This window comes from Saccharothrix longispora, from assembly GCF_030852425.1.
In the GTDB taxonomy this organism is placed as follows: domain Bacteria; phylum Actinomycetota; class Actinomycetes; order Mycobacteriales; family Pseudonocardiaceae; genus Actinosynnema; species Actinosynnema longispora.
Genome location: NZ_NSDM01000001.1, coordinates 1,053,384 through 1,078,097, shown reverse-complemented (window position 1 = coordinate 1,078,097; position 24,714 = coordinate 1,053,384). Strand labels below are relative to the sequence as shown.

Annotated in this window: 18 protein-coding genes and 1 tRNA gene; 14 read left to right on the top strand and 5 right to left on the bottom strand. The window is 73.3% G+C overall.

Annotated elements, in window-relative coordinates; translation table 11 throughout:
* Positions 1 to 116: 116 nt before the first annotated feature.
* The gene (locus tag CKY47_RS05455; protein WP_306744477.1) at positions 117 to 749 is read right to left on the bottom strand and encodes a DUF3159 domain-containing protein; all 633 of its coding nucleotides are present in this window, start codon (positions 747 to 749) and stop codon (positions 117 to 119) included.
* A 125-nt stretch (positions 750 to 874) separates the two neighbouring features.
* On the opposite strand from CKY47_RS05455, the gene CKY47_RS05450 reads away from it, so the two are divergent.
* The 7 genes from CKY47_RS05450 to CKY47_RS05420 all read left to right on the top strand — a co-directional run bounded on the left by CKY47_RS05450 (position 875) and on the right by CKY47_RS05420 (position 8,612).
* Positions 875 to 2,104, top strand: coding sequence for an ROK family transcriptional regulator (locus CKY47_RS05450; RefSeq protein ID WP_306744476.1), 1,230 nt, complete (start codon positions 875 to 877; stop codon positions 2,102 to 2,104).
* 15 nt (positions 2,105 to 2,119) lie between these two features.
* Positions 2,120 to 3,448: an ABC transporter substrate-binding protein gene (locus CKY47_RS05445; protein ID WP_306744475.1), complete on the top strand. Its 1,329-nt coding sequence runs from the start codon at positions 2,120 to 2,122 to the stop codon at positions 3,446 to 3,448.
* Positions 3,445 to 4,437: a carbohydrate ABC transporter permease gene (locus CKY47_RS05440; protein WP_306744474.1), complete on the top strand. Its 993-nt coding sequence runs from the start codon at positions 3,445 to 3,447 to the stop codon at positions 4,435 to 4,437. Before CKY47_RS05445 ends, CKY47_RS05440 begins: the two co-directional genes overlap by 4 nt.
* A complete protein-coding gene (locus CKY47_RS05435; RefSeq protein ID WP_306744473.1) occupies positions 4,434 to 5,303 on the top strand; it encodes a carbohydrate ABC transporter permease in 870 nt (289 codons plus the stop codon). Before CKY47_RS05440 ends, CKY47_RS05435 begins: the two co-directional genes overlap by 4 nt.
* On the top strand, positions 5,300 to 6,586 hold the full coding sequence (locus CKY47_RS05430) for a 6-phospho-beta-glucosidase (RefSeq protein ID WP_306744472.1): 1,287 nt from the start codon (positions 5,300 to 5,302) through the stop codon (positions 6,584 to 6,586). Before CKY47_RS05435 ends, CKY47_RS05430 begins: the two co-directional genes overlap by 4 nt.
* 14 nt (positions 6,587 to 6,600) lie before the next feature.
* On the top strand, positions 6,601 to 7,599 hold the full coding sequence (locus CKY47_RS05425) for an N-acetylglucosamine kinase (RefSeq protein ID WP_306744557.1): 999 nt from the start codon (positions 6,601 to 6,603) through the stop codon (positions 7,597 to 7,599).
* 239 nt (positions 7,600 to 7,838) lie between these two features.
* A complete protein-coding gene (locus tag CKY47_RS05420) occupies positions 7,839 to 8,612 on the top strand; it encodes an SGNH/GDSL hydrolase family protein (protein ID WP_306744471.1) in 774 nt (257 codons plus the stop codon).
* A gap of 173 nt (positions 8,613 to 8,785) precedes the next feature.
* Here the strand turns inward: CKY47_RS05420 and CKY47_RS05415 are convergent, their stop codons facing one another.
* Positions 8,786 to 11,578 carry an AfsR/SARP family transcriptional regulator gene (locus tag CKY47_RS05415; protein WP_306744470.1) on the bottom strand — a complete coding sequence of 931 codons (2,793 nt, stop codon included), beginning with the start codon at positions 11,576 to 11,578 and terminating at the stop codon, positions 8,786 to 8,788.
* A gap of 217 nt (positions 11,579 to 11,795) precedes the next feature.
* Here CKY47_RS05415 and CKY47_RS05410 point away from each other — a divergent pair, with 217 nt between their 5' ends.
* Positions 11,796 to 12,836, top strand: coding sequence for an ADP-ribosylglycohydrolase family protein (locus CKY47_RS05410; protein WP_306744469.1), 1,041 nt, complete (start codon positions 11,796 to 11,798; stop codon positions 12,834 to 12,836).
* Between the two features lie 158 nt (positions 12,837 to 12,994).
* On the opposite strand, the gene CKY47_RS05405 is transcribed toward CKY47_RS05410, so the two are convergent.
* Positions 12,995 to 13,222, bottom strand: a complete 228-nt coding sequence (locus CKY47_RS05405; protein ID WP_306744468.1) for an FAD:protein FMN transferase — start codon at positions 13,220 to 13,222, stop codon at positions 12,995 to 12,997.
* Positions 13,223 to 13,530: 308 nt separating this feature from the next.
* On the opposite strand from CKY47_RS05405, the gene CKY47_RS05400 reads away from it, so the two are divergent.
* A complete protein-coding gene (locus tag CKY47_RS05400) occupies positions 13,531 to 14,232 on the top strand; it encodes a response regulator transcription factor (protein WP_306744467.1) in 702 nt (233 codons plus the stop codon).
* Entirely contained in the window at positions 14,229 to 15,692 is a 1,464-nt protein-coding gene (locus tag CKY47_RS05395; protein WP_306744466.1) for a sensor histidine kinase, read from the top strand. Before CKY47_RS05400 ends, CKY47_RS05395 begins: the two co-directional genes overlap by 4 nt.
* A 97-nt stretch (positions 15,693 to 15,789) precedes the next feature.
* On the opposite strand, the gene mgrA is transcribed toward CKY47_RS05395, so the two are convergent.
* Complete coding sequence (mgrA, locus tag CKY47_RS05390) at positions 15,790 to 16,818, bottom strand: L-glyceraldehyde 3-phosphate reductase (RefSeq protein ID WP_306744465.1); 1,029 nt, start codon at positions 16,816 to 16,818, stop codon at positions 15,790 to 15,792.
* 170 nt (positions 16,819 to 16,988) lie between these two features.
* On the opposite strand from mgrA, the gene CKY47_RS05385 reads away from it, so the two are divergent.
* Positions 16,989 to 18,599: a vWA domain-containing protein gene (locus CKY47_RS05385; RefSeq protein ID WP_306744464.1), complete on the top strand. Its 1,611-nt coding sequence runs from the start codon at positions 16,989 to 16,991 to the stop codon at positions 18,597 to 18,599.
* 173 nt (positions 18,600 to 18,772) lie between these two features.
* Here the strand turns inward: CKY47_RS05385 and CKY47_RS05380 are convergent.
* A tRNA-Thr gene (locus tag CKY47_RS05380) sits at positions 18,773 to 18,845 on the bottom strand.
* Between the two features lie 306 nt (positions 18,846 to 19,151).
* Between CKY47_RS05380 and CKY47_RS05375 the strand changes: the two genes are divergently transcribed.
* The 3 genes from CKY47_RS05375 (at position 19,152) to otsB (ending at position 24,670) form a co-directional block, all read left to right on the top strand.
* Positions 19,152 to 20,489: a threonine/serine exporter family protein gene (locus tag CKY47_RS05375; RefSeq protein ID WP_306744556.1), complete on the top strand. Its 1,338-nt coding sequence runs from the start codon at positions 19,152 to 19,154 to the stop codon at positions 20,487 to 20,489.
* A 154-nt stretch (positions 20,490 to 20,643) separates the two neighbouring features.
* Positions 20,644 to 22,083, top strand: a complete 1,440-nt coding sequence (locus CKY47_RS05370; protein WP_306744463.1) for an alpha,alpha-trehalose-phosphate synthase (UDP-forming) — start codon at positions 20,644 to 20,646, stop codon at positions 22,081 to 22,083.
* 52 nt (positions 22,084 to 22,135) lie between these two features.
* Positions 22,136 to 24,670 (top strand): trehalose-phosphatase, encoded by a 2,535-nt coding sequence (gene otsB, locus CKY47_RS05365; protein WP_306744462.1) that lies wholly within the window; start codon positions 22,136 to 22,138, stop codon positions 24,668 to 24,670.
* Positions 24,671 to 24,714: the final 44 nt, after the last annotated feature.

The following is a 24,714-nucleotide window of genomic DNA, read 5'->3' as shown; positions in this document are numbered from 1 at the left end:
GAGTTCCACGTCCGGGCCGGCGGGCGTGTCGCGAACGCAGAACTCAGGGGTCCTGAACGTACGACTCGCGCGGCTTGGGCGTACGACTCGCGCGGCTTGGGCGTTGGACTCTCGGGTCAGGGGCGGGGGTGGCGCAGGCCGGGGTGGTCGGCGGGGAGGGCTCGGCGGAGCATCCACCAGGAGACGGCGATGCAGGCGACCTGGAGCGGCCAGGTCAGGGCCACCCGCATGATGCCCAGCAGGACGACCTGGCCCGCCAGCCAGAGCGCGCCGAAGACGACGACGCGGAGCAGGTACTGGCCCACCCACGGCCAGGAGGCGATGCGGTAGGCGCGCATCAGGTCCGGGTCGCGCCGCCAGCGGAACCTCTGGCCGGTCGCCAGGCCCACCACGACGCCGAGCAGCGGCCAGCGGACCACGATGGACGCCGCCCACAGCAGCGCCGACGCGGCGTTGAGGAAGATCTGGAGCAGGAAGAAGTCCTCCGGCCGGCCGGTCCGCAGGGCGACGTACGCCGCGAGCACGACGAAGCCCACCGACACCAGCAGCGCGCCGGGCCGGCTGCCGCGCGCCACGCGCACGACGCCCACGACGAGGCCGCACGCCACGGCCGCGCCCGCGCCCCACGCCACGGAGTGCCCGCCGAGCAACCACCCGAGGACGAACGCCGCCGGCGGCAGCGAGGCGTCCAGGGCGCCACCGCGTCCGCCCAGCAGGTGGGCCAGGGACTCCTGACGGGCGTCGGTCATGCCTCCAGGGTGCCTTAGGCCAACCTAACCCAGGTAACGGACCCGTCTCAGGCCATTGACCGGGCGTGGTGCCCGTCACTACGGTCGCACGAAATCGTCTGGAAAGTTAACAGACAGGAGCGCCGATGCGAGCCGGGAGCCCGAGCCTGCTGCGCGAGATCAACGACCGCGCCGCCATCGAGGCGCTGCTCCGCAACGGTCCGCTGACCAGGTCGGAGCTGGAGGCGATCATCGGCCTCTCCAAGCCCGCCACGGCCCAGCTGCTGACCCGCCTGGAGACCGGGGGCACGGTGCTGCGCAACGGCCTGCGCGGCGGCGGGCGCGGACCGAGGGCGCAGTTGTGGACGGTCAACGGCGCGCTGGCGCACGTCGCCGCGGTCGACCTCACCCCGGACACCATCGACATCGCGATCGCCGACATCTCCGGCGCCACGCTCACCGAGCACCGGGCGCCCATGCCGCGCACGGGCGTGCTGGAGGCGTTCCACAACGCGGTCACCAAGGCCGCGGCCCAGGCGGGCCTGACCACCGACGCCCTGCACCACGTGGTCGTCGGCAGCCCCGGCGCGGTCGACCCGGGCACCGGCCGGCTCAACTACGCGCCGCACATGCCCGACTGGAACGACCGGAACATCCCCGAGGAGCTGCGGGCCCTGCTCGACACCGCGGTCACCGTCGAGAACGACGTGAACCTGGTGGCCCTGGAGGAGATGATCGCGGGCCGCGCCGTCGGCGTGCGGGACTTCGTGCTGCTGTGGCCCGCGGACGCGGTGGGCGCGGCGGTCGTCGTCAACGGCGTGCTGCTGCGCGGCGCCACGGGCGGCGCGGGCGAGATCGACGCCATGCGCGTGCCCGACCAGGCGCACGCCGAGACGGGCGCGGGCCGCGCGGGCAGCCGCTACGGCGACCTGCTCGACAGCGCCGCCATCGCCAAGCTGGCCCGCGCGCACGGCGTGTCCGCGCGCACCGGCCTGGCCGCCGTGAAGAAGGCCCTCGGCGAGGGGCCGGCGGGCCGCGAGTTCCTGGTGGACCTCGCCCGCCGCGTCGCCACCGGCGTCGCCAACGTCGTCACCGTGCTCGACCCCGAGCTGGTGCTGCTCGCCGGCGACGTCGCGCAGGCGGGCGGCACGGTGCTGGCCGACCTCGTCGCCGCCGAACTGCGTCGCCTGGTGGTGCCCCGCACCACCGTCCAACTCGCCCTGGTGACCGGGAAACCGGTGCGTTCCGGCGCACTGCACTCCGCGCTGTCGGTCGCCAGGGAACAGGTGTTCGGCCTGCCCGCCGCCACGACCGAACCCTTCCGCGCACCGCGCCGGCACGACGAGGAGCGGAGCGCGTCGACGTCCGCACGTTGAGATGAAGGAGAGCACATGCGCAAGCTCCATCGCGCGACGTTGCTGTGCGTGGCCGCGGCGGTGTCCCTGACCGCCTGCGCGGCGGGCTCCGGCGGGGACGCCGGGCGGTCCGGGCCGGCGGCGGCCCCCGGTGCCGACGAGGAGTTCTCGCTGACCGTCTGGAGCAACTACTCCGGGCGGGAGCAGGACGAGGTCACCAAGGCCCTGGAGAGCTTCAAGGAGAAGTTCCCGAACGCCGAGATCGAGCACCAGGGCAACCAGGACGACGACAAGATCACCGCGGGCATCCGCAGCGGCAACCCGCCGGACGTCGCGCTGTCGTTCACCACGGACAACATCGGCCAGTTCTGCTCGTCGGGCTCGTTCCAGGAGCTGAAGCCCTACGTCGAGCGCGACGGGGTGGACCTGGGCCAGATCCCGGACGCCGTGCGCTCCTACACCGAGTACGAGGGCAACCGCTGCGCCATGCCCATGCTCAGCGACGTGTACGGGCTGTACTACAACAAGGACATGCTGGCCGAGGCCGGCATCACGGCGCCGCCGAGGACCACGGCCGAGCTGCTCGACTTCGCCAAGCGCACCACGAGGAAGGCGCCGGACGGGTCGATCGAGGTGGCGGGCTTCCTGCCCACGATGCTGTTCTACGCCAACCGACCGCCGATCTGGGCGCCGAACTTCGGCGCGAAGTGGGAGACCCCGGACGGCAAGTCGGGCTTGGCGAGCCCCGAGTGGGCCGCGATGCTGGAGTTCCAGAAGGAGCTGGTGGACTTCTACGGCTACGACGAGCTGGAGCGGTTCCGCGCCGGCCTCGGCCAGGAGTACTCCACCGACCACGCGTTCCACCAGCGCAAGATCGCCATGATGATGGATGGCGAGTACCGCACCGCGTTCCTGGAGGACCAGGCGCCGGACCTCGACTTCGGCACCGCGCCGTTCCCGACGATCAAGCCCGAGCTGTACGGCATCGGCTTCACCACCGGCACGATCATGGGCATCCCGAAGGGCGCGGAGAACCCCGGCGCGGCGTGGGAGCTGATCAAGCACCTGTCGTTCGACACCGACACCATCGTGGACCTCGCCAACGGCATCAAGAACATCCCGAGCACCAAGGCCGCCCTCGACGACCCGCGGCTCGAGGTGGACGAGAACTTCAGGACGTTCGTCGACCTGGCGAAGTCCGGCAAGCTCCAGGGCAACCCGGTGACGCCCATCGGGGACGCGCACATCAAGGCGATCGGCGACTTCGCCACGTCGTGGCAGGCGGGCAAGGTCACCGACCTGATGGCCGGGCTGGAGGACGTGGACCGGCGGATCGACGAGCAGATCGCGAAGTCCGGCAAGTGACGGCCGCGCTCGACCGCGTGGACGTGGCGCGGACCGCCCCCGCACCGGGGCGGTCCCGCTCGCGGACCCGGCACCGCCTCACCGTCCTGGCGTTCCTGGCGCCCGCGGGCCTGGGCTTCCTGCTGTTCTTCGGCTACCCGCTGGTCGCCACGGTCGCGTTCTCGTTCACCAGGTACGACCTGATCAACCCGCCCGAGTGGATCGGGTTGGCGAACTACGCCTACATGTTCTCCGACGAGCTGTTCCGCACGGCCGTCCACAACACCCTGTGGTTCGTGGTCGTGCTGACGGTCGCGCGCGTGGCGTTCGCGCTGGGCGTGGCGTCGGTGGTCGCGCGGCTCCGGTCGGGCGTCGGCCTGGTGCGCACCCTGTGCTACCTGCCCTCGCTCGCCCCGCCGGTGGCCGCCACGCTGGTGTTCTTCCTGGTCATGCGCCCGAACGACGGGCCGGTGGACACCTTCCTCGGCTGGTTCGGGGTGGAGGGCCCGCTGTGGTTCTCGGACCCGGCGTGGTCGAAGCCCGGGATCGCCGCGGTGGTGCTGTGGGCGTCCGGCGACCTGATGATCATCATGCTGGCCGCGATCCTGGACGTGCCGAAGGAGCAGTACGAGGCGGCCGGGCTGGACGGTGCGGGCGCGCTGCGCCGGTGGTGGCACATCACGCTGCCGACCATCTCGCCGGTGCTGGTGTTCGGCGTGGTCAACTCGATCGTCCTGGCGCTGCAGCTGTTCACCCAGGCCGTCGTGGCCGGGTCGGCGGCCAGCGGGTCGGCCGACGTGACGGGCAGCACGAAGAACCTGGGCTTCCCGGAGAACTCGACGCTGACGTTCCCGGTGTGGCTCTACACGCAGGGCTTCCGCTACTTCGACATGGGCTACGCGGCGGCGATGGCGACCGTCCTGTTCGTCGTGTCGTTCGCGGCGACCGCGCTGCTCGTGCAGCGGCTGCGCACGGCGTCCCACCAGGAGGAAGGGGGGCCGGGGGCATGACGACCGCGGTGCTCGGCGCACCCGCCCCGCGGCGGCCCCGCGACTGGCGCGGCGCGCTGCACTGGGTCGCGGTGCACAGCCTGGGCCTGGCCCTGGCGCTGATGTTCGCGCTGCCGATCGTGTTCGTGCTCCTCACCGCCGTGATGTCGGACGGCCAGGCGTTCACGAAGGACCTGTGGCCGCGCGAGTGGCACTGGGGCAACTTCGCGGAGGTCTTCGAGCGGGCGCCGCTGCTGGAGTACCTGGGCAACAGCCTGCTGTACTCGCTGCTGGCCACGGCGGGGATGCTGCTGTCCTCGATCCCGGCGGCCTACGCGCTGGCCACGCTGCGCTGGCGCGGGCGGAACGTCGCGTTCCTGCTCGTGGTGGGCGCGATGATGCTCCCGCCGCAGGTCGTCGCCGTGCCGCTGTACGACACGTGGTCGAGCCTGGGCCTGACCGGCTCGCTGTGGCCGCTGATCGTGCCGTACTTCCTGTTCGACGCGTTCTCCGTCTTCCTGCTGCGCCAGTTCTTCCTCACCATCCCGCGGTCCTACGTGGACGCGGCGCGGGTGGACGGGTGCTCGGAGTTCCAGGCGCTGGTCCGGGTCGTCGTGCCGATGGCGCGGCCCGGCATCGCGGCCACCGCGCTGTTCTGCTTCCTCTACACGTGGAACGACTACTTCGGACCGCTGCTCTACACGAGCGAGGTGCCGGACCGGTGGACGCTGTCGCTGGCGCTGGCCTCGTTCAAGGGAATGCACCACGTGCAGTGGAACCTGGCGATGGCCGTCACGCTGCTCATCATGCTCCCGGCGGTCGTGCTGTTCGCCTTCGCGCAGCGCTCGTTCGTCCGGGGCATCACGTTCACTGGAGTCAAAGGGTGAAACTCACCGTTGTCGGGGGCGGGTCCACGTACACGCCCGAGTTGATCGACGGCATCGCGGGGCGGCGGGTGGGCCTCGCCGTGGACGAGGTCGTGCTCGTCGACCCGGACGTCGGCCGCCTGGAGGTGGTGGGGGCGTTCTCGCGGCGGCTGCTGGCGCACGCCGGGCACCCCGCGAGGGTCACCACGACCACCGACCTGGAGCGCGGCGCGGACGGCGCGTCGGCCGTGCTGCTCCAGCTGCGGGTCGGCGGGCAGGCGGCGCGGGCGTCGGACGAGACGTTCCCGCTGGTGTGCGACTGCGTCGGGCAGGAGACGACCGGCGCGGGCGGGCTGGCCAAGGCGCTGCGGACCGTGCCGGTGGTGCTGGACATCGCCGACCGGGTGCGGCGGGTGGCGGGTGACGACGCGTGGATCGTGGATTTCACCAACCCCGTCGGCATCGTGACGAGGGCGTTGTTGCGGGCCGGGCACCGGGCCGTGGGGCTGTGCAACGTGGCCATCACCTTCCAGCGGTGGACGGCCGGGCTGCTCGGCGTGCCGCCGGACTCGGTGCGGCTGGGGCACGTCGGGCTCAACCACCTGAGCTGGGAGACCGGTGTGTTCGTGGACGGCGTCGACCGGCTGCCCGAGCTGCTCGCCGACCACGCCGACGCGCTGGGCGGGCACGTCGGCCTGCCGGGGTCGCTGGTGCGCAGGCTGGGCGCGGTGCCGTCGTACTACCTGAAGTACTTCTACGAGCACGACGAGGTCGTGCGGCGGCAGCACGTCGAGCCGCCGCGCGCCGAGGTCGTGGCCGGGGTGGAGGAGGAGCTGCTGGGCGTCTACGCCGACCCGACCGTCGTCACCAAGCCCGAGCAGCTGTCGCGGCGCGGCGGCGCGTACTACTCGGAGGCGGCCGTGCAGCTGGTGCACGCGCTGACCGGCGGGGGCGGCGCCGAGCAGCACGTGGTCAACGTGCGCAACGGCGGCGCGCTGCCGTTCCTGCCCGACGACGCGGTGGTCGAGGTGCCGGCCGCGGTGGACGGCGGGGGCGCCGCGCCGCTGCCCGTGCCGCCCGTGCCGCCCGCGTTCGCGGGGCTGATCGCGCACGTCACGGCGTACGAGCAGCTGGCCCTGGACGCGGCGCTGCACGGCGGGCGGGACCGGGTGGCCGACGCGCTGCTCGCGCACCCGCTGGTCGGGCAGCACGCCGTGGCCGACCGGCTCGCCGACGAGCTGGTGGCGCGCAACGCGGACTTCCTGCCGTGGGCGAGGGGCGCCAGCGGGAAGGGGGCACGGTGACGGAGCGGGGCGCGGTGGCGCGGCGGGTGCTCGCCGTCGACGGCGGGAACAGCAAGACGGCCATGGCGCTGGTCGACGTGACCGGGCGGGTGCTCGCGCAGGTGCGCGGCCCGGGCGCGTCACCGCAGAACATCGGCCTGGAGCGCAGCCTGGAGGTGTTCGAGGGGCTGGCCCGCGAGGTGGCCCGCCGGGCGGGGCTGCCGCCGGACGGGCCGATCGCCGCGCACACCGCCGCCTACCTGGCCGGTGCGGACCTGCCGCGGGAGGAGGACGAGCTGCGCGCGGCCATCGAGGCGCGCGGCTGGTCGGCGACCACGGTCGTCGGCAACGACACGTTCGCGCTGCTGCGGGCGGGCACGTCCGACGGCGTCGGCGTGGCCGTGGTGTGCGGCGCGGGCATCAACTGCGTGGCGGTCGCGCCGGACGGTCGCACGCACCGGTTCCCGGCGCTGGGCCGCATCTCCGGCGACTGGGGCGGTGGCGGGCACCTCGGGTCCGAGGCGCTGTGGCACGCGGTGCGCGCCGAGGACGGCCGGGGCGAGCCGACCGCACTGGTGGGGGCGCTGCTCGCGCACTACGGCACGGCGACGCTGGCCGAGGTGGTGGAGGCGCTGCACTTCGAGCGGGTCGAGTTCGACCCGCACGCCCTGTGCCCGCTGCTGTTCGAGGTGGCGGCGGCCGGCGACGCGGTGGCCGGGTCGGTCGTGGACCGGCTGGTGGAGGAGGTCGTGCTGCTGGCGCGGGTGTCGCTGACCAGGCTCGCGCTGCTGGACGAGCCGGTGGACGTGGTGCTGGGCGGCGGCGTGCTGACCGGTACCGACCGGCGGGTCGTGGACGCGGTCGAGGAGCGGCTCCGGGCCGCCGCGCCCGCGGTGCGCGTGCGCGTGGTCGACGTGCCGCCGGTCGTCGGCGCCGCGCTGCTCGGCCTGGACGCGCTGGGCGCCGCGCCGGGCGCGGAACCGCGGCTGCGCAGCGCGTACGGAACGCCGGCCGACCTGGTCGCCGGCGGCTGAGCCCCGGGGCGCGGGGTCGTCCGGCGGCGGCCGGCCTCGCGCACCGGTCCCCTCCTCGGCGTGATCTGCGACGCACCCGACGGGTCCTGAACCTGGTGAATCACCCATTGCCGACACTGGTCCACACCGTTGGGTGACGCTTTGGTGACAGGGTCACCAACCGCTGGTGGCGCGGGAGCGGGATGGCGTTGCATGCTGTCGTGCGCGGTCATGGGGGTGCCGCGCGAAGGGGAGGCACGATGCAGGACCTGGACAGCCTCGTCGCCGTGGGCGACAGCTTCACCGAGGGCATGGACGACCCGACGCCGAACGGCACGTACGCGGGGTGGGCGGACCGCCTGGCCGCGATGATCTCCGCCCACCGGCGGGATTTCCGCTACGCCAACCTGGCGATCCGCGGCAAGATGCTCCAGGAGATCGTCGACGAGCAGATCCCGCTCGCGGTGGCGCTCAAGCCGAAGCTGGTGACGTTCTGCGGGGGCGGCAACGACATCATGGTGCCCGGCAGCGACCCGGACGCGGTGGCCGAGGTCTACGAGATCGCGGTCGCCGACCTGCGCGCCGCGGGTGCCGAGGTGCTCATCTTCACCGGTTTCGACACGAAGCACACGCCGCTGCTGCGCTCGCTGCGCGGCAAGATCGCGATCTACAACAGCCACCTGTGGTCGGTGGCCGACCGGTACCACTGCCGGGTGGTCGACCTGTGGTCGATGACCGTCCTGCACGACCGGCGCGCGTGGAGCGAGGACCGGCTGCACCTGTCCCCGGAAGGTCATCGCCGGGTGGCGCTGCGGGCCGCCGAGGTGCTGGGCCTCACGCCCGAGGACAAGTGGAACGCCGCGTGGCCGCCGTTGGCGGGCGAGGCCTGGATGACCCAGCGCCGGCAGGACCTGAAGTGGGCGCGGGAGCACGTGGTGCCGTGGATCGGGCGGCAGCTGCGCGGCGGGTCGATGGGCGACGGCCTGGCCCCGAAGCGCCCGGAGCTGACCCCGGTCCACGCGGACCACCGCTAGCCGGCGCACCACCGGCTGGGCCGGCGCTCTCCCCCGAACGCCGCCCCAGCCGGGGTCGGGTGGCCGTCCCCCCTGGGTTCCCCCTCCCAAGAGCCACCCGTGCGCTGACACGACTGGCCCGATCAGCGCTGTTCAAAGTTCCCACGATCGGGCCGCATCGTGCTAAACACCGACTAAACCCCGGTGGTCAACGCTTCAAGCGCCGTTCGGACCAACATCGCCCGGGGTGAGCCGAGGCGTTCGAACAGCCGAAGCGATTCCGCGAGCTCCGCTTGCGCCGCGACGCGTTCGCCCCGCTTGGCCAGCACGGACCCGAGCACCTGGCGGCCGAACGCCTCCTCGAACTGCATGGACCCGCCGCGGGCCAGCTCGACCCCCTGCCGGGCGTGCTCCTCGGCGTCGGCGATCAGCCCCAGCTCGGCGTACAGCTCGGCGAGGTTGTTCACCGCGACCGCGTAGGCGCGCTCGTCGCCGTTGCGGTGGTACAGCTCCACCGCCTGCACCTGGTGCTCGGCGGCGGTGTCGTACCGGCCCAGCCGCTGCTCGGTCTGCGCGAGGTTGTTGAGCGCGGTGGCCTCGTTGACCGCGTCGCCCTCGCGGCGGGCCGTCTCGACGGCCTCCCGGTGGCGCCGCAGGGCCTCGGTCGCACGCCCCTCCGCCCGCAGCGCGAGCGCCAGCTTGTCCAGCGCCATCACCAGGTGGCGCGGGTCGCCCAGCTCGACGGCGAGGCGGTGCGCGGACTCGGCCCGCTCCAGGCCGCCGCGCGGCGTCCCGGTGCGGTTGTCGACGTCCTGGGCGGCGTGCAGCACGAGCAGCTCGCCGCGCCGGTCGCCGACCACCCGCGCGGAGGCGAGGCCGAGTTCGGCGACGGCGCGCCACTGGCGGCCGACGAGCCTGGTCACGCAGTAGGTGTGCACGAGCCGCACGAGCTGCCACACCTGTTCGTGCAAGCCGGCTTCGGCGCCCGCGTGCACCAGGGCGGTGAGGTTGGCCCACTCCTCGTCGAACCACGACAGCGCCTGCGCCGCGGTGGCGGGCCGCGCCGACGTGGAGCCGGCGAAGTCCAGCCCGTCCGACACGGGCCGGATGAGCCGCCGGGCGTGGTCGCACGCCGCCAGGTAGTGCTCCATCAGGCGGCGCAGCGCGCCGTCGCGCTCGTGCTCCCCCAGCACCTCGCGGGCGTACAGGCGCACCAGGTCGTGCAGCACGAACCCGCCACGCCACTGCTCGACGACGAGGTGCGCGTCGGCGAGGTCCGCGAGCAGCCCGGCGGCCGTGCCCAGGTCGACGCCGCACACGGCGGCGATGGCGTGCGGGCCCACCCAGCGGCCCGGCACCACCCCGGCCGCCCGGAACGCCTCCGCCAGCTCCGGTGGCAGGTTGCGGTACGACACGGCGAGCGCGCGCCCCACCCCGACACCGCTGTCGGCCAGGTCCAGGGTCCGCAACCGCGAGTCGTCGTCGGACAGCCGCGCGACCAGGTCCTCGACCGTCCACTCCGGACTGAACATCAGCTTAGCCGCCGAGATCCGCAGGGCCAGCGGCAGGTTGCCGCACAGCTCGACCAGCATCCGGGCGGCCACGGGCTCCTGGTCGGACACCGGCTTGCCGACCACCTCGTCCACCAGCCGCACCGACTCGGCCTCGGTCAGCGTGTCCAGCGTCAGCATCCGGGCGCCGTTGCTGACCACCAGCGACTCCAGCCGGCGGCGCGACGTGACCAGCACGACCGACCCGGCGCCGGGCGGCAGCAGCATCCGCACGTGCTCCGGGTCCCAGGCGTCGTCCAGCACCACCAGCACGCGCCGCCCGGCCAGCACCGACCGGTACAGGCCGACCCGGTCGCCCAGGTCGCGCGGCACGCCGTCCGCGGGCACGCCCAGCGCCAGCAGGAACCGGGCCAGCACCTCGGGCGGCTCCACCGGCTCCCGGTCCGGGGCGAACCCGTTGAGCGGGGCGAACAGCAGCCCGTCGGGGAACTGACCGGCCCGGCGGTGCCCCCACGTCACGGCCAGCTCGCTCTTGCCGATGCCCGGCGCGCCGTTGACCACCGCGATCGTGGTCGCCGCCGGGTCGCGCGCGTCGCACAGCCGGTCCAGCCAGGCCAGCTCCTCGTCGCGGCCGATGAACCCGGTGGCCGCGGCGGGCAGCTGCGCGGGCACGACCACGCCGGGGCGCGGCGGCACGACCTGCTCGACGACGCCCGGCGAGCTGAGGGACGGGTCGTCGCGCAGCACCTGCTCGTGCAGCAGCCGCAGGCCGGGACCGGGGTCGATGCCCAGCTCGTCCACCACGCGCCGGTGGAACCGCTGGTACGCCTCCAGCGCGTCGGCCCGCTGCCCCGACCGGTACAGGGCCCGCACCATGTGGTCGACCAGCCGCTCCCGGAACGGGTGCTCGGTGACCAGCTGCCGCAGCTCGCCCACCAGCTCCAGGTGGCGGCCCAGCTCCAGCTCGGCCTCGACGCGCTCCTCGACGGCGGCCAGCCGCAGCTCCTCCAGGTCGGTGGTGACCGGCTCGCCCGGCACGTCCGCCAGCACCGGCCCCCGCCACAGCCCCAGCGACTCGCGCAGCAGCCGCGCCCGGATCGGCGCGGGCTTCCCGCGGGCCGACGACACCAGCTGCCGCGCCCGGTGGAAGTCCAGCCGCCACGGGTCGACCGCCAGCTGGTAGCCGGGCGGGGTGGTCAGGATGCGCGCCGAACCGGTCGGGTCGGCCTGCCCCAGCATCCGCCGCAGCCGCGACACGTACCCGTGCACGATGGTCCGGGCGGTGGCCGGCGGGTCGTCCACCCACAGGCTGTCCACGATCTCGTCGATCGGGACCACCCGGTTGGCCCGCAGCACCAGCATGGCCAGCAGGCCCCGCATCCCCTTGCGGCCGATGACGACCGGCCGGCCGTCCGCGAGCACCTGCAACGGCCCGAGGACGCCGAACTCCAACCCGTTCCTGCCCCGGTCGGCCATGCCCCTCCCCGCCTCGCGCTGATCGCCACTGGCTCACGGCTCGGTCACTGGATCAGGTGCGTCCCGGCACCCGGTGGATACCTGCGAGTAGATGTTGCGTGCTCAACTAGCGTGCTCCCGTGATCCGGTCGCGACCGCGACGGCTAGGGTTCTGGCCCCGACAGTCCCGGCCGAAGTCCGGGACACCGGTCGGGTTCGGGCGAGTGCAGGAGGGCAAGTGCCGCGCGAGGCGATGAGCGTGGTCGACCGGGGCGCCGCCTGCCTGCTGGGCGGTGCGCTGGGCGACGCCCTGGGCGCGCCCGTCCAGTACCTGGGCTGGACGGACATCCAGCGCGACCACGGGCCGGAGGGCGTGCTCGAACCGCCGAGGCCCGCCCTGGTCACCGACGACACGCAGCTCACGCTGTTCACCGCGGACGGCTACCTGCGGGCGTGGGTGCGCGGGCGGGCGACCGGCGAGTGGGAGCCGATCGAGACCGTGTGGCACAGCTACCGCCGGTGGCTGCTGACCCAGCAGTTCGCCGCGCCCGAGCCCGGCACGACGGGGCTGATCGGCGACGAGCGGCTGTACTCCAGCCGGTCCCCCGGCCTGACGTGCCTGCGCGCGCTCGCCGCCGACACGCCGCCCACGCCGGAGGAGCCGCACAACGAGTCGTCCGGCTGCAACGGCGTGACGCGCACCGCGCCCGCCGGGTTCGCGCCGAGCGCCGAGATCGCCTACGACCTGGGCTGCCGGTTCGCCGCGCTCACCCACGGCGGCACCGGCGGCTGGGTGTCCGGCGGGGCGTTCGCGCTGCTCATCCACCTGCTCGCGGTGCGCGGGAGGCCGTTCCGGGAGGCCGTGGACCAGGTCATCGGCCGGGTGCTGCGCGACGACCCGTACACCGCGAACACGCTCAACCGGGCCGTGGTGTTCGCCGAGGAGCACCGGGCGCTGGGCTTCGAGTCGGTGCGCGTCGACCGGCTCGGCAGCGGCTGGACCGGCCCCGAGGCGCTGGCCATCGCCGTGCACACGGTGCTGGTGTACCCGAAGCGGGCGCACTTCGTGGACGCCCTGCGCGCGGCGGCCAACCACTCCGGCGGCAGCGACGCGACGGCGGCGCTGACCGGCAACATCCTGGGCGCGCTGCACGGCACCGCCGCGCTGCCGCGCGACTGGCTGGCCGGCCTCGAACTGGTGGACCTGCTCACCCAACTGGGGTCGGACCTGGGGCGCTCGGTGACCGGTCTGGACTTCGACCACAGCCGGTACGCGTAAGGAAAAGCCGGCCTCGGCACGCACGTTCCCGAATGCGTGCGACCGAGGCCGGCTCTCCACGTGGTCCGCACTGGAGCACGCCCCGAGCGCGAAATCCGGCTGACCTGCCGTGGAGCGGGAAACCCGTGGCGGAACCGTAGCAGGGCGCACGCGACCGGTCACAGGCGGCCCACCTTTGTGGACCGACGGGGCGCGTCAGGCGACGACCGGCGGTCCCGGTGTGCGAGGACGGCGCTGAAGGCGGTCGGGTCCAGCGGGTGGCGCAGGCCGACGCGCCACGGGCCGCCGGCGGTGGCGACGTCGCCGCCCGCGTTGACCGCGAAGCCGGTCGCGCCCGCCCCCGCGAGCAGGTCGGCGGCGCGCCGCACGGCCCAGCCCTTGACCACGGCGCACGGGTCGAGGGACGGCCGGGGACGCGGGCGCTGAACGCGCCGCCGGTGGCCCGCTCGTAGTGCGCGCACAGGTCCGGCACGTGGGCCGGGTCGGCGCTGACGTCCGCCGGGTCGAGTTCGCCCCGGTCCAGCCGGCACCTCGTCGGTGGTCGTCCCGGACGAGCTCCTCGGGTTGGTCCGCGGTCGAGCCTGCTGCGCGAAGCCGAGCCGGGGCTGTCGCGGACCTGTCGAAACGCTGTTGATCCGCCCAGCGGCGACGGATCGCCTCGCCCGCCCCCGCGGCGGTGCCGCACCATGGGCACGTGGACAAGGGCAATCCGGTTCGACTGCTCGTGGTGGACGACGAACCCCACATCGCCGACCTGGTGGCGACGGTCGCGCGGTACGAGGGGTGGCAGGCCGCGACGGCGGGCAGCGGCGAGGCGGCGCTCAGCACGGCCGCCGACTTCCACCCGGACATCGTGGTGCTCGACCTGATGCTGCCCGATGTCGACGGCTTCACCGTGCTGGACCGGCTGCGGTCGGCGGGCGCGATGGTGCCCGTGGTGTTCCTCACCGCGCGCGACGGCACCGCGGACCGGGTCGCGGGCCTCACCCGCGGCGGCGACGACTACCTGGTCAAGCCGTTCTCGGTGGAGGAGCTCATGGCGCGGCTGCGGGCCGTGCTGCGGCGGTCGACGGGGCCGACGTGGAAGCGGTCCGTGCTGAAGGTGGCGGACCTCGCCCTGGACGAGGACACCCGCGAGGTGCGCCGCGGCGGCCGGCTCGTCACGCTCACGCCCACCGAGTACGAGCTGCTGCGCTACCTGATGCGCCGCTCGCCCGCCGTGCTGACGAAGGCGCAGATCCTCGACCACGTGTGGGAGTACGACTTCGGCGGCCGGTCCAACGTGGTCGAACTGGTCGTCTCGCACCTGCGGCGCAAGCTGGACGACGGCAGCGGCGAACCGCTCATCCACACCGTCCGCGGCGTCGGGTACGTGCTGCGACGAGCCGCGGAGTGACGTTCCGCTCGCGGTGGAAGCGCACGCGCCTGGGCACGCGGCTCGCGCTGGGCCTGGGCGCGCTGGCGCTCGCCGTGTTCGCGGTCGTCGGCACGGTGATGGCCACGAGCATGGAGGAGTTCCTGGCCCGCCGCATGGACGACCAGATGGCCACCACGCAGGTGTCGCTCAAGAAGGAGTACGACCGCAACAACGGCCTCAAGAGCTCCGGCTACGGCTGGTACTCGGCGCTGTACGAGGTGCGCGACGGCCAGGCGCGGCCGGTGAACCCCGAGGGCCTGCCGGACGACTCCGCCCCGTTCGCCGAGGTGGCGCTGCGGGTCATGGGCGGCGAGGAGCCCTCGTACGGTACCGAGTACCTGGAGGGCCTGGGCGCCTACCGGCTGCGCGGCTGCCAGATCGCGGACGGCGTGGTCATCGTCAGCGCGGCCCCGATGAACGACATGACGACCACCGTGCGGCAGCTCGTGCTGGTGGAGGTGGCGGCGTTCCTGCTGGCGCTGATCGCGTTCGTGGTGATCGGGCGGGCCGTGCTGCGGCGCGGGTTGCAGCCGTTGAGCGACATGGCGCGCACGGCGCACGACATCACCTCGCACGACCTGACCGACTCGGCGCGGCTGGCGGTGCGCGCGGAGGGCGGCGACGGCGGTGCGGAGGTGGAGGAGCTGCGGTCGGCGTTCAACACGATGCTGGAGCACATCGACGCGTCCCTGGCCGCCCGGACGGTCGCGGAGCAGCGGTTGCGGCGGTTCATCGCGGACGCCTCGCACGAGCTGCGCACCCCGTTGACCTCGATCCGCGGGTACGCCGACCTGTTCCGGTACGCGGCGGCCAACGAGCCCGGCGAGCGCGAGGCGCACCTGGAGAAGCTGCGGTCGGAGGCGGCGCGGATGAGCGTGCTGCTGGACGACCTGCTGCTGCTCGCGCGGCTCGACTCGGCCGAGGTGGAGACGTCGCTGCGGGTGACCGACGGCGACGTGGCGGCGCTGGCGCGCGAGGCGGCGGACGCGTTCCGGGCGGCCCGCCCGGCGCACCCGCTGAGCCTGTCCCTGCCGCCCGGCCCCGTGCCGCTCGCGTTCGACCCGATGCGCCTGCGCCAGGTGGTGGACAACCTGCTCACGAACGCCGCCGTGCACACGCCGCCGGGCACCGCCGTGGCGCTGTCGGTCTCGACCACCCCGCGCGCCGTGGTGATCCGGGTGGCCGACTCGGGCCCCGGCATCCCGCGGGGCGACCAGGCCCGCATCTTCGACCGCTTCTACCGGGTCGACGACTCCCGCACCCGCGACCGGGGCGGCAGCGGCCTGGGCCTGGCCGTGGTCCGCTCGCTGGTGGTGGCGCACGGCGGCACCGTCTCCCTGTCCAGCAACCCCGGCTCGACCACCTTCACCGTCCACCTCCCCCACCACCCCGGGAGTCCGACCCCCGGGTCGCGGGAGTCCACCCCCCGGGACCGGTGAGTTCCACGTCCGGGAGCGACGGCGGGAGACCCGAACGTGGAACTCGGGACTCCCGGACGTCGGACTCTCGCGACCTCGGCGTCGGACTCTCGCGGGGTCAGCCGGCGTTCGAGGACTCCGCCCAGATGTCGATGCCCGCGTCGACGGCGTGCTCCTCGATGCGGGCCAGCTCGTCGTCGGTCAGCGGCGGGCCGTCGAGGGCGGCCACGTTGTCCTCCAGCTGCCCCACGCCGCTCGCGCCGATCAGGACGGACGTCACCCGCGCGTCGCGCAGCGCCCAGGACAGGGCCAGCTGGGCCAGGGACTGGCCGCGGGCGGCGGCCACCTCGTTCAGCGCCCGCACGTGCGCCAGGTTCGCCTCGCTCAGCAGGTCCCCGGACAGCGACTTGCCCTGGGTGGCGCGCGACCCCTCCGGCACGCCGTGCAGGTACTTGTCGGTCAGCATGCCCTGGGCCAGCGGCGAGAACGCGATGCAGCCCACGCCCAGCTCGCCGAGCGCGTCGAGCAACTCGCGCTCGATCCACCGGTTCAGCATCGAGTACGACGGCTGGTGGATCAGCAGCGGCACGCCCGCCGCGCACAGCAGCTCGGCCGCCTCGCGGGTCTTCGTCGCCGAGTACGACGAGATGCCGACGTACAGCGCCTTGCCCTGCTGCACGGCGCTGACCAGCGCGCCGACCGTCTCCTCCAGCGGCGTGTCCGGGTCGAACCGGTGCGAGTAGAAGATGTCCACGTAGTCGAGGCCGAGCCGACCCAGCGACTGGTCGAGCGAGGACAGCAGGTACTTGCGCGAGCCCCAGTTCCCGTACGGACCGGGCCACATGTCGTAGCCCGCCTTGGTGGAGATCACCAGCTCGTCGCGGTGGGGTCGCAGGTCCTCGGCGAGCACCCGGCCGAAGTTGACCTCCGCGCTGCCGTAGGGCGGCCCGTAGTTGTTGGCCAGGTCGAAGTGCGTGATGCCGAGGTCGAACGCCCGGCGCACGATCGCCCGGCCGCTCTCCAGGGGGCGGTCGTCCCCGAAGTTGTGCCACAGCCCGAGCGACACGGCGGGCAGCTTCAGCCCGCTGCGCCCGCAGCGGCGGTAGGTCATCCGGTCGTAGCGCTGTTCGGCGGGTTGGTAGGCCACCTCCCCACCTTGGCACGCCCGGCTTCCGTTCGCCTCACCGGAGACGGCCTGAAGTTGCTCTTGTCGGACCGTACTCGGGGGACCTCCGGAGCATCCGCTTGACGTGGCCGGACACCGGTGTCCGGCCGCCCGGGCCCCTGCGCCCGGCAGAACGAGCGGAAAGAGATCACATGCGTCCCTCCCGCAGACGCGGCGCGCTGTTAGCGGTCGCCGCGTTGGCCGTCTCCGCCGTCCAGCTCACCTCCCCCGCGGTCGCGGACCCCGCCGCCGCGGCCGTCTCCAAATGCGGTCCCCTCGACGTCGCGTTCGTCCTCGACGACACCGGCAGCATGGGCGGCGCGATCGCCAACCTGAAGACCGGCATCAACTCGATCGTCAACGACGTGGTCACCGCGTCCGGCGGCGACTACCAGTTCGGCCTGGTGACGTTCAAGGACAACGTCACCATCCACAACGACCTCGCGCCCGGCAACGCGGCGGCGGTGACGAACTACGTCACCAACACCCTCGCCGCGGGCGGCGGCGGTGGTGAGCCCGAGGCGTCCGACGAGGCCCTGAACACGGTCGTGAACAACCGGGCGGCGGCCGGTCGACCGCAGAACGTCGACTTCAACGGCACGTGGCGCTCGAACGCGATGAAGTTCGTCGTGCTGGTGACCGACGCCCGCCCCGGTGGGTTCGACGACGCGCACGGCGCCGTGGACGTCGCCAACGCCGCGCAGTGGGCGAACGACGCCCTCGGCAAGGGCATCAAGATCAGCCCGGTGCACGTGCCCACGTCGCCGGCCTTCACCCCGGTGATCACGCCGATCATGCAGAACTACGCCACCACCACCGGCGGCGTGTTCACGCAGACCACGGCGACCGGCGCGGGCACGGCGGACGCGATCCGCAAGCTGCTGTCGGACTGCCGGCAGACCGACGTGTTCATGCGCGACCAGGTGAGCGACACCGGCGTCGAGGCCAACCCCAACGGGACGGTGTGGAACAGCCCGGACATCAAGGTCTGCCCGGGTCTCGCGGACTGCGGCGCGGGCACCCAGCCCGTCGTCGGCGCCACGAACTACGTCCACGTCCGGCTGAACAACCCGGGCCCGTACGGCGCGGGCACGGCGTCCGGCGTGCTCAAGGTCTACCGCACGCCCGCCGGCGGCGGCACGACGTGGAACAACGCGACGAACGGCGACTGGGTGTTCATCGGCCAGCAGGCGCTGACCGTGCCCGCGGGCGTGACGGTGGCGAAGATCCCGTGGGCGGACATCCCGGGTCCGGGCCACTTCTGCCTGCTCGCGCGCTGGGTGTCGGCGACGGACCCGATGACGTTCGCGGAGGGCCCGAACACCGCGCTGAACACCAAGAACAACAACAACATCGCGTGGAAGAACTTCCAGACGATCCGCGGGCGCGTGCTGGAGCCGGTGCGGTCCTGGTTCACCCTGGGGAACGCGACCGGGCGGGACGCCAAGACCGACCTGGTGCTGACCGCCGAGAAGCCGGTGCGGGGCACCCTGGTGGTCGACCTCGGCCGGGAACTGCTCGAGCGCTGGCGCGTCGGCGGCGGCCAGTCGGCGGGCGTGAAGCAGGTCGGCGAGACCGCGTTCCAGTTCGACCCGCAGCGCGCGGGCCTGTTCGGCATCCCGCTCAAGCCGGGTGAGCGGCACACCGCGGAGCTGACCTTCACCCCGGAGGCGCCGGGCGAGTACCTGACCAGCCTGGTCCAGTTCGTGGAGGGCGAGGACCACGGCGGCGTCGCCTACCAGGTCCTGACGGACCGCGAGTAGGCGTGCGGTGATCGCGGCCCGCCGCCCCGACGCGGGCCGCGATCACCACCACCGCTTCGGCCCCGACGCGCGGCGGGACCCGAGCACCTCGGAAACGGGCGCCGCGTCCGGACCGCGCACCACCCGCCGGTGGCGCGGTGCGGCCCCGCGAGGGCCTGTCATGATCATCTCGGAGCCGGTGGCGGGACTTGAACCCGCAACCTTTCGCTTACAAGGCGAGTGCTCTGCCAATTGAGCTACACCGGCACGGCCCGGAGACCGGGAACATCGTAAGCGCCCGCACGGGGTGCCACCTGCGGCGAACGGTCTGCTCAGGGTGGGCCCGGGTTGGTCCGTCCGGAGGGCGGGGTACCGTCCGGGTGGCCTTGCCGGGCGGTAAAACCGCTGGCCAGCAGTATCAACAGTATTAGACGGACAGTGATCAACTCACCCGCCTCGGGTACCCCGACCGGGGGTGGCGCATGACACAGCCTCGAATCTGACACGGTCGGGCGTGGCGGCCGCCCGCGAGGGGTCCACCCGCAGGTGGGAAGACCCGAGGAGGCGTGGCGCGTGCGGCTGTGGCGTCGCGAGCACAACGTCCACCACCAGGCACGACCGGTCGAGGGACCGTCCCTCCCGGACGACTCGACCGTCCACCTCGTCCTGGACCTCGCGCTGCGCGTCGGCGAGGCGCAGATGGCCGGCGGGGCGAGCGCGGCGGACGTCACCGCCACGATCCAGGCGGTCGCGGGCGCGTACGGGTTGCCGCACACCGAGGTCGACGTCATCTACACCTCGATCACCGCGTCCTGCCACCGCGGCACGGAGGCCGCGCCGGTCACGTCGATGCGCGTGGTCCGCAGCCGCGGCCTGGACTACACGCGGCTGACGGCCGTGGAGGACCTGATCGGCCGGATCACCACCGACCGGGTCTCCGCGACCGAGGCGTACGCCGAGATCGACCGCGTCACCCGCGCCGACCACCCGTACCCGCGCTGGGTCGCCACGCTGGCGTGGGCGGGCATGGCGGCGTCGGTGGCGCTGCTGGTCGGCGGCGGACCGCTGCTCGCCGCCACCGCGGCCCTCGTGACCGCCGTCATCGACCGGGTCGGCCGGTTCCTCAACCGCCGCGAGCTGCCGTTCTTCTTCCAGCAGGTCGTGGGCGGGGCGCTGGCCACGGCGGCGGCGCTGGCCATGTACGCCACCGACCTGCTGCCCGGCACGCGCCCGTCGCTGCTGGTGGCCGCCGGCATCGTGGTGCTGCTGTCCGGCCTGTCCCTGGTCGGCACGGTGCAGGACGCGATCTCCGGCTACAACGTGACCGCCGCCGGCCGCACGGTCGAGGTGGCCCTGCTCACCGCGGGCCTCATCGCGGGCATCGCGCTCACCCTGCGCGCGGGCGTCCAGTTCGGCGTGCGGACGACCATCTCCGACCCGCTGCCGCCGCTGATCGGCGACGTGCCGGTGCAGCTCGCCACCGGCGCGGCCACGTCGGCGTGCTTCGCCCTGGCCAGCTACGCCCCGCCGCGCGCGCTCCTCGTCGCCGCCGCCGCGGGCGGGATCGGCACCACCACGTACGGCCTGCTCGCGCTCACCGGCACGAACGCGATCACCTGCGCGGCCGTCGCGGCCACCGCGGTCGGCTTCGGCGGCAAGGTCGTGTCGCGCCGGCTGCGCACCCCGCCCCTGGTGGTCGCGGTCGCGGGCATGGTGCCGCTGCTGCCCGGCTGGACGACCTACCGGGGGCTGTACCAGCTGACCGCCGAGGGCGACCCGGCCGGCCTGTCGACGCTCGTGCTGGCCGCGGGCACGGCGCTCGCGCTCGCGGCGGGCGTCGTCCTGGGTGAACACCTGGGGCGCCCGGTGCGCACCGGGCTGGGCCGCCTCGTGGCCCGATCCCGCAGGTGAGGCCCTGAACACCGGTTTTCCACGTGAGAAGGCTCACCTGATGGACTTTCGTCAAGTCAACACAGTGTGACGGGGTCGACGACAGGGCATCCAACCTGCGCGTTCCCACTAACCTCGACGTGGGCGAGACGATTCCCTGAGGAGGCGCTACCCGGTGAGCAGCAGCATCGGCGAGAACGGCGCGGAGTTCCTGATCGTGGCCAACCGCCTACCGGTCGACCTGGAGCGCCTGCCCGACGGCACCCAGCGCTGGAAGCACAGCCCCGGTGGGCTGGTGAGCGCGCTGGAACCGTTCCTGCGCACCCGCAGCGGCGCCTGGGTCGGTTGGCCGGGCATCGCGGACGCCGAGGTGGAGGCGTTCGAGGAGGACGGCCTCCAGCTGCACCCGGTGGCGCTCAGCGCGGCCGAGGTGGCCGACTACTACGAGGGCTTCTCCAACGGCACGCTGTGGCCGCTCTACCACGACGTGGTGGCGCCGCCCGCGTTCCACCGGCACTGGTGGAACGCCTACGTGCGGGTGAACCAGCGCTTCGCCGACGTGACGGCGAAGGTCGCCGCCCACGGCGCCACGGTGTGGGTGCAGGACTACCAGCTCCAGCTGGTGCCCGCGATGCTCCGCGAGCTGCGCCCCGACCTGCGCATCGGTTTCTTCCTGCACATCCCGTTCCCGCCGGTCGAGCTGTTCATGCAGCTGCCGTGGCGCACGGAGATCATCCGGGGCCTGCTCGGCGCGGACCTGGTGGGCTTCCACCGGCCCGGCGGCGCGCAGAACTTCCTGTGGCTGGCCCGGCGCCTGGTGGGCCTGGAGCCGAGCCGCGGCGCGGTCGGCGTGCGCACCCGCCCCGGTGTCGTCCAGGTCGGCGACCGCACGGTCCGGGTCGGCGCGTTCCCCATCTCGATCGACTCCGCCGGCCTCGACGCGCTCGCCCGCGACAAAGAAGTGCAAAAGCACGCGAAACAAATTCGGGAAGACCTCGGGAACCCGAAGAAGATCCTCCTCGGCGTGGACCGCCTCGACTACACCAAGGGCATCGACGTGCGGCTGCGCGCGCTGCACGAACTGCTCGCCGACGGCCGGGTCGACCCCGCCGACGTGACCATGATCCAGCTCGCCACGCCGAGCCGCGAGCGCGTCGAGCACTACAAGCAGATGCGCGGCGAGATCGAGCAGGCGGTGGGCCGGATCAACGGCGAGTTCTCCACCGTCGGCCACCCGGTCGTCCACTACCTGCACCAATCGGTCGACAAGCGGGAGCTGACGGCCTTCATGTCGGCCGCCGACGTCATGGTGGTGACGCCGGTGCGCGACGGGATGAACCTCGTGTGCAAGGAGTACGTGGCGACGCGCTACGACCTCGGCGGCGCGCTCGTCCTCTCCGAGTTCGCCGGCGCGGCGGCCGAGTTGACGAGCGCGTTCCTCGTCAACCCGCACGATCTCGACGGGGTAAAGAACGCGCTCGAATCCGCCCTCACGCTCGATCCGGCCGAAGGCCGCCGTAGGATGCGCGCGCTGCGACGCCAAGTTCTGACACACGACGTAGACCGATGGGCGCGATCGTTCCTCGACGCACTGGGCACGCAGCCCGCGATCTGAATCAGTTCAGACCACACCACCGACCTGTCCCACCGAGCATTGAGGAGGGGCGTTGACCGCCGAGGCCCTCCCCGCCGAACTTCGTCGTGCGATCGTGCAGCTGGCGCGCACACCGCGCCTGCTGGTCGCCTGCGACTACGACGGGACATTGGCTCCGATCGTGGCGAACCCCGAGGACGCGCGCCCGCTGCCCGAGTCGGTGGGCGCGCTGCGCTCGCTGGCCGGTCTGCACGAGACGACGACCGCGGTGATCTCCGGGCGCGCGCTGCGCGACCTGGCGACGTTGTCGCGCCTGCCGTCCGAGGTGCACCTGGTCGGTTCGCACGGCTCGGAGTTCGACGTCGGCTTCGTGCACGCGCTCGACGCCGACGCGCGAGCGCTGCACCGCCGTTTGGAAACCGAGTTGGAGGAGGTCGTCGCCGGGCACGAGGGCGTCGGCCTCGAAGTGAAACCCGCGAGCATCGCGGTGCACGTGCGGCGTGCCGAGCCCTCCGTGGGGGAGCGGGTTCTGGACGCCGTGCGCACCGGTCCCGCGACCCGGGACGGCGTGCAGGTCACCGAGGGCAAGGCGGTGATCGAGCTGGCCGTGGTGCAGACGGACAAGGGCCACGCCCTCGACGTCCTGCGGCACCGCGCGTCGGCCACCGCGGCCGTGTTCGTCGGCGACGACGTGACCGACGAGAAGGCGTTCGCCCGGCTCGCCGGTCCGGACGTCGGCATCAAGGTCGGCGAGGGCGAGTCGCTGGCCGAGTACTTCGTCGGCGACCCGAACGACGTCGCCACGGTGCTGGCGTTCCTGCTGGAGGAGCGCCGGGCGTGGCTGCACGGCGACCAGGCCGTGCCGATCGAGCGGCTGACCATGCTCGCCAACGAGCGGTCCGTCGCGCTGCTCACCCCCGACGCGCGGGTGAACTGGCTGTGCCACCCGGAGCCGGACTCGGCGGCGGTGTTCGCCGACCTGCTCGGCGGCCCCTCGGCCGGGCACTTCTCGATCAAGCCCGAGCACGGGTCGCTGCCGCTGGGCCAGCGCTACGTGCCCGGCACGATGATCGTGGAGACCCGCTGGTCACGGCTGCTCGTCACGGACTACCTCGACCACGACCTGGCCTCGCACCGCACCGACCTGGTGCGGCGCATCTCCGGCTCGACCAACGCGGTGATCACCTTCGCGCCGCGCCCGGAGTTCGGGCAGGTGCCGGTCAGGTTGCTGCGCGAGCGCGACGGCCTGCGCGTGGTCGGCACCTCGGACCCGATGGTGCTGCGCTCCCCCGGCGTGGACTGGCAGATCACCTCCGACGGCCAGCAGGAGACCGCCACCGCGGTCGTCCGGCCCCGCGAGGGCGCGCCGATCCTGCTGGAGCTGCGCTGCGGCACCGACGACCTGTCCGAGGCCACCCTGGGCGAGGCCGAGCGCCGCGCCCGCGCGGGCTCGTACTGGTCGGACTGGGCGGCCACGCTCAAGGTGCCCGCCGTCGAACCGGACCTCGTCGTGCGCTCCGCCCTGACGCTGAAGGGCCTGGTGCACCACGACACCGGCGCGATCATGGCCGCCGCGACCACCTCGCTGCCGGAGGAGCTGGGCGGCATCCGCAACTGGGACTACCGGTACTGCTGGCTGCGCGACGCCGCGCTCACCGCGCAGGCCCTGGTCTCCGTCGGCTCCACGAGCGAGGCCGAGGCCTTCCTGGGCTGGGTGCACGGCGTGCTGGCCACGCTGCCCGGCCCCGAGCGCCTGCACCCGCTCTACACGCTCCACGGCACCATGCTGGGCGCGGAAGCGGTCATCGACACCCTGCCGGGCTACGCGGGCTCACGCCCCGTGCGCGTCGGCAACCTGGCCAACCAGCAGGTCCAGCTGGACGTGTTCGGCCCGGTCGTCGACCTGGTGGTGCAGCTCGCCGCGGCCCGCGGCACGCTCACCGACCAGGACTGGCTGATGGTGCAGGCGATGGCCGAGGCGGTCGCCCGCCGCTGGCACGAGCCCGACCACGGCATCTGGGAGGAGCGGCACGCGCCGCGCCACCACGTGTACTCCAAGGTCATGTGCTGGGTGACGCTGGACCGGGCGGTGCGGCTCGCCGAGACCTACGGGCGCGACGTCGACCCGTCGTGGCCGGTGCTGCGCGACACCATCGCGGGCGACGTGCTCAAGCACGGCTGGAGCGAGGAAGCGCAGTCGTTCACCACCGCCTACGACGGCGACGACCTCGACGCCGCCTCCCTGCACGTCGGCCTGTCCGGCCTGATCGACCCCGCCGACGACCGCTTCCAGGCCACCGTGACGGCGATCGAGGCCGAACTGCGCTCCGGGTCCACCGTCTACCGCTACCGGCGCGACGACGGCCTGCCCGGCGACGAGGGCGGCTTCCACCTCTGCGCGGCGTGGATGATCGAGTCCTACCTGCTCACCGGCCGTCGCACCGAGGCCGAGGAGCTGTTCGCCCAGATGGTCGACGCGGCCGGCCCCACCGGCCTGCTGCCCGAGGAGTACGACCCCATCGCGGAGCGCTCCCTGGGCAACCACCCCCAGGCGTACAGCCACCTGGGCCTGATCCGCTGCGCGCAGCTGCTCGCGGCGTCCAAGTAGGCCGTCCCGGCAGGCGCTGCCGGGTGCGTCCCGACGAACGGCCC

What these genes read in the sequence shown, in the direction of transcription:
- CKY47_RS05455 (WP_306744477.1), bottom strand. Translation starts at nt 749, where the DNA reads ATGACCGACGCCCGTCAGGAGTCCCTGGCCCACCTGCTGGGCGGACGC.
- CKY47_RS05450 (WP_306744476.1), top strand. Translation starts at nt 875, where the DNA reads ATGCGAGCCGGGAGCCCGAGCCTGCTGCGCGAGATCAACGACCGCGCC.
- CKY47_RS05445 (WP_306744475.1), top strand. Translation starts at nt 2,120, where the DNA reads ATGCGCAAGCTCCATCGCGCGACGTTGCTGTGCGTGGCCGCGGCGGTG.
- CKY47_RS05435 (WP_306744473.1), top strand. Translation starts at nt 4,434, where the DNA reads ATGACGACCGCGGTGCTCGGCGCACCCGCCCCGCGGCGGCCCCGCGAC.
- CKY47_RS05420 (WP_306744471.1), top strand. Translation starts at nt 7,839, where the DNA reads ATGCAGGACCTGGACAGCCTCGTCGCCGTGGGCGACAGCTTCACCGAG.
- CKY47_RS05415 (WP_306744470.1), bottom strand. Translation starts at nt 11,578, where the DNA reads ATGGCCGACCGGGGCAGGAACGGGTTGGAGTTCGGCGTCCTCGGGCCG.
- CKY47_RS05385 (WP_306744464.1), top strand. Translation starts at nt 16,989, where the DNA reads ATGCGTCCCTCCCGCAGACGCGGCGCGCTGTTAGCGGTCGCCGCGTTG.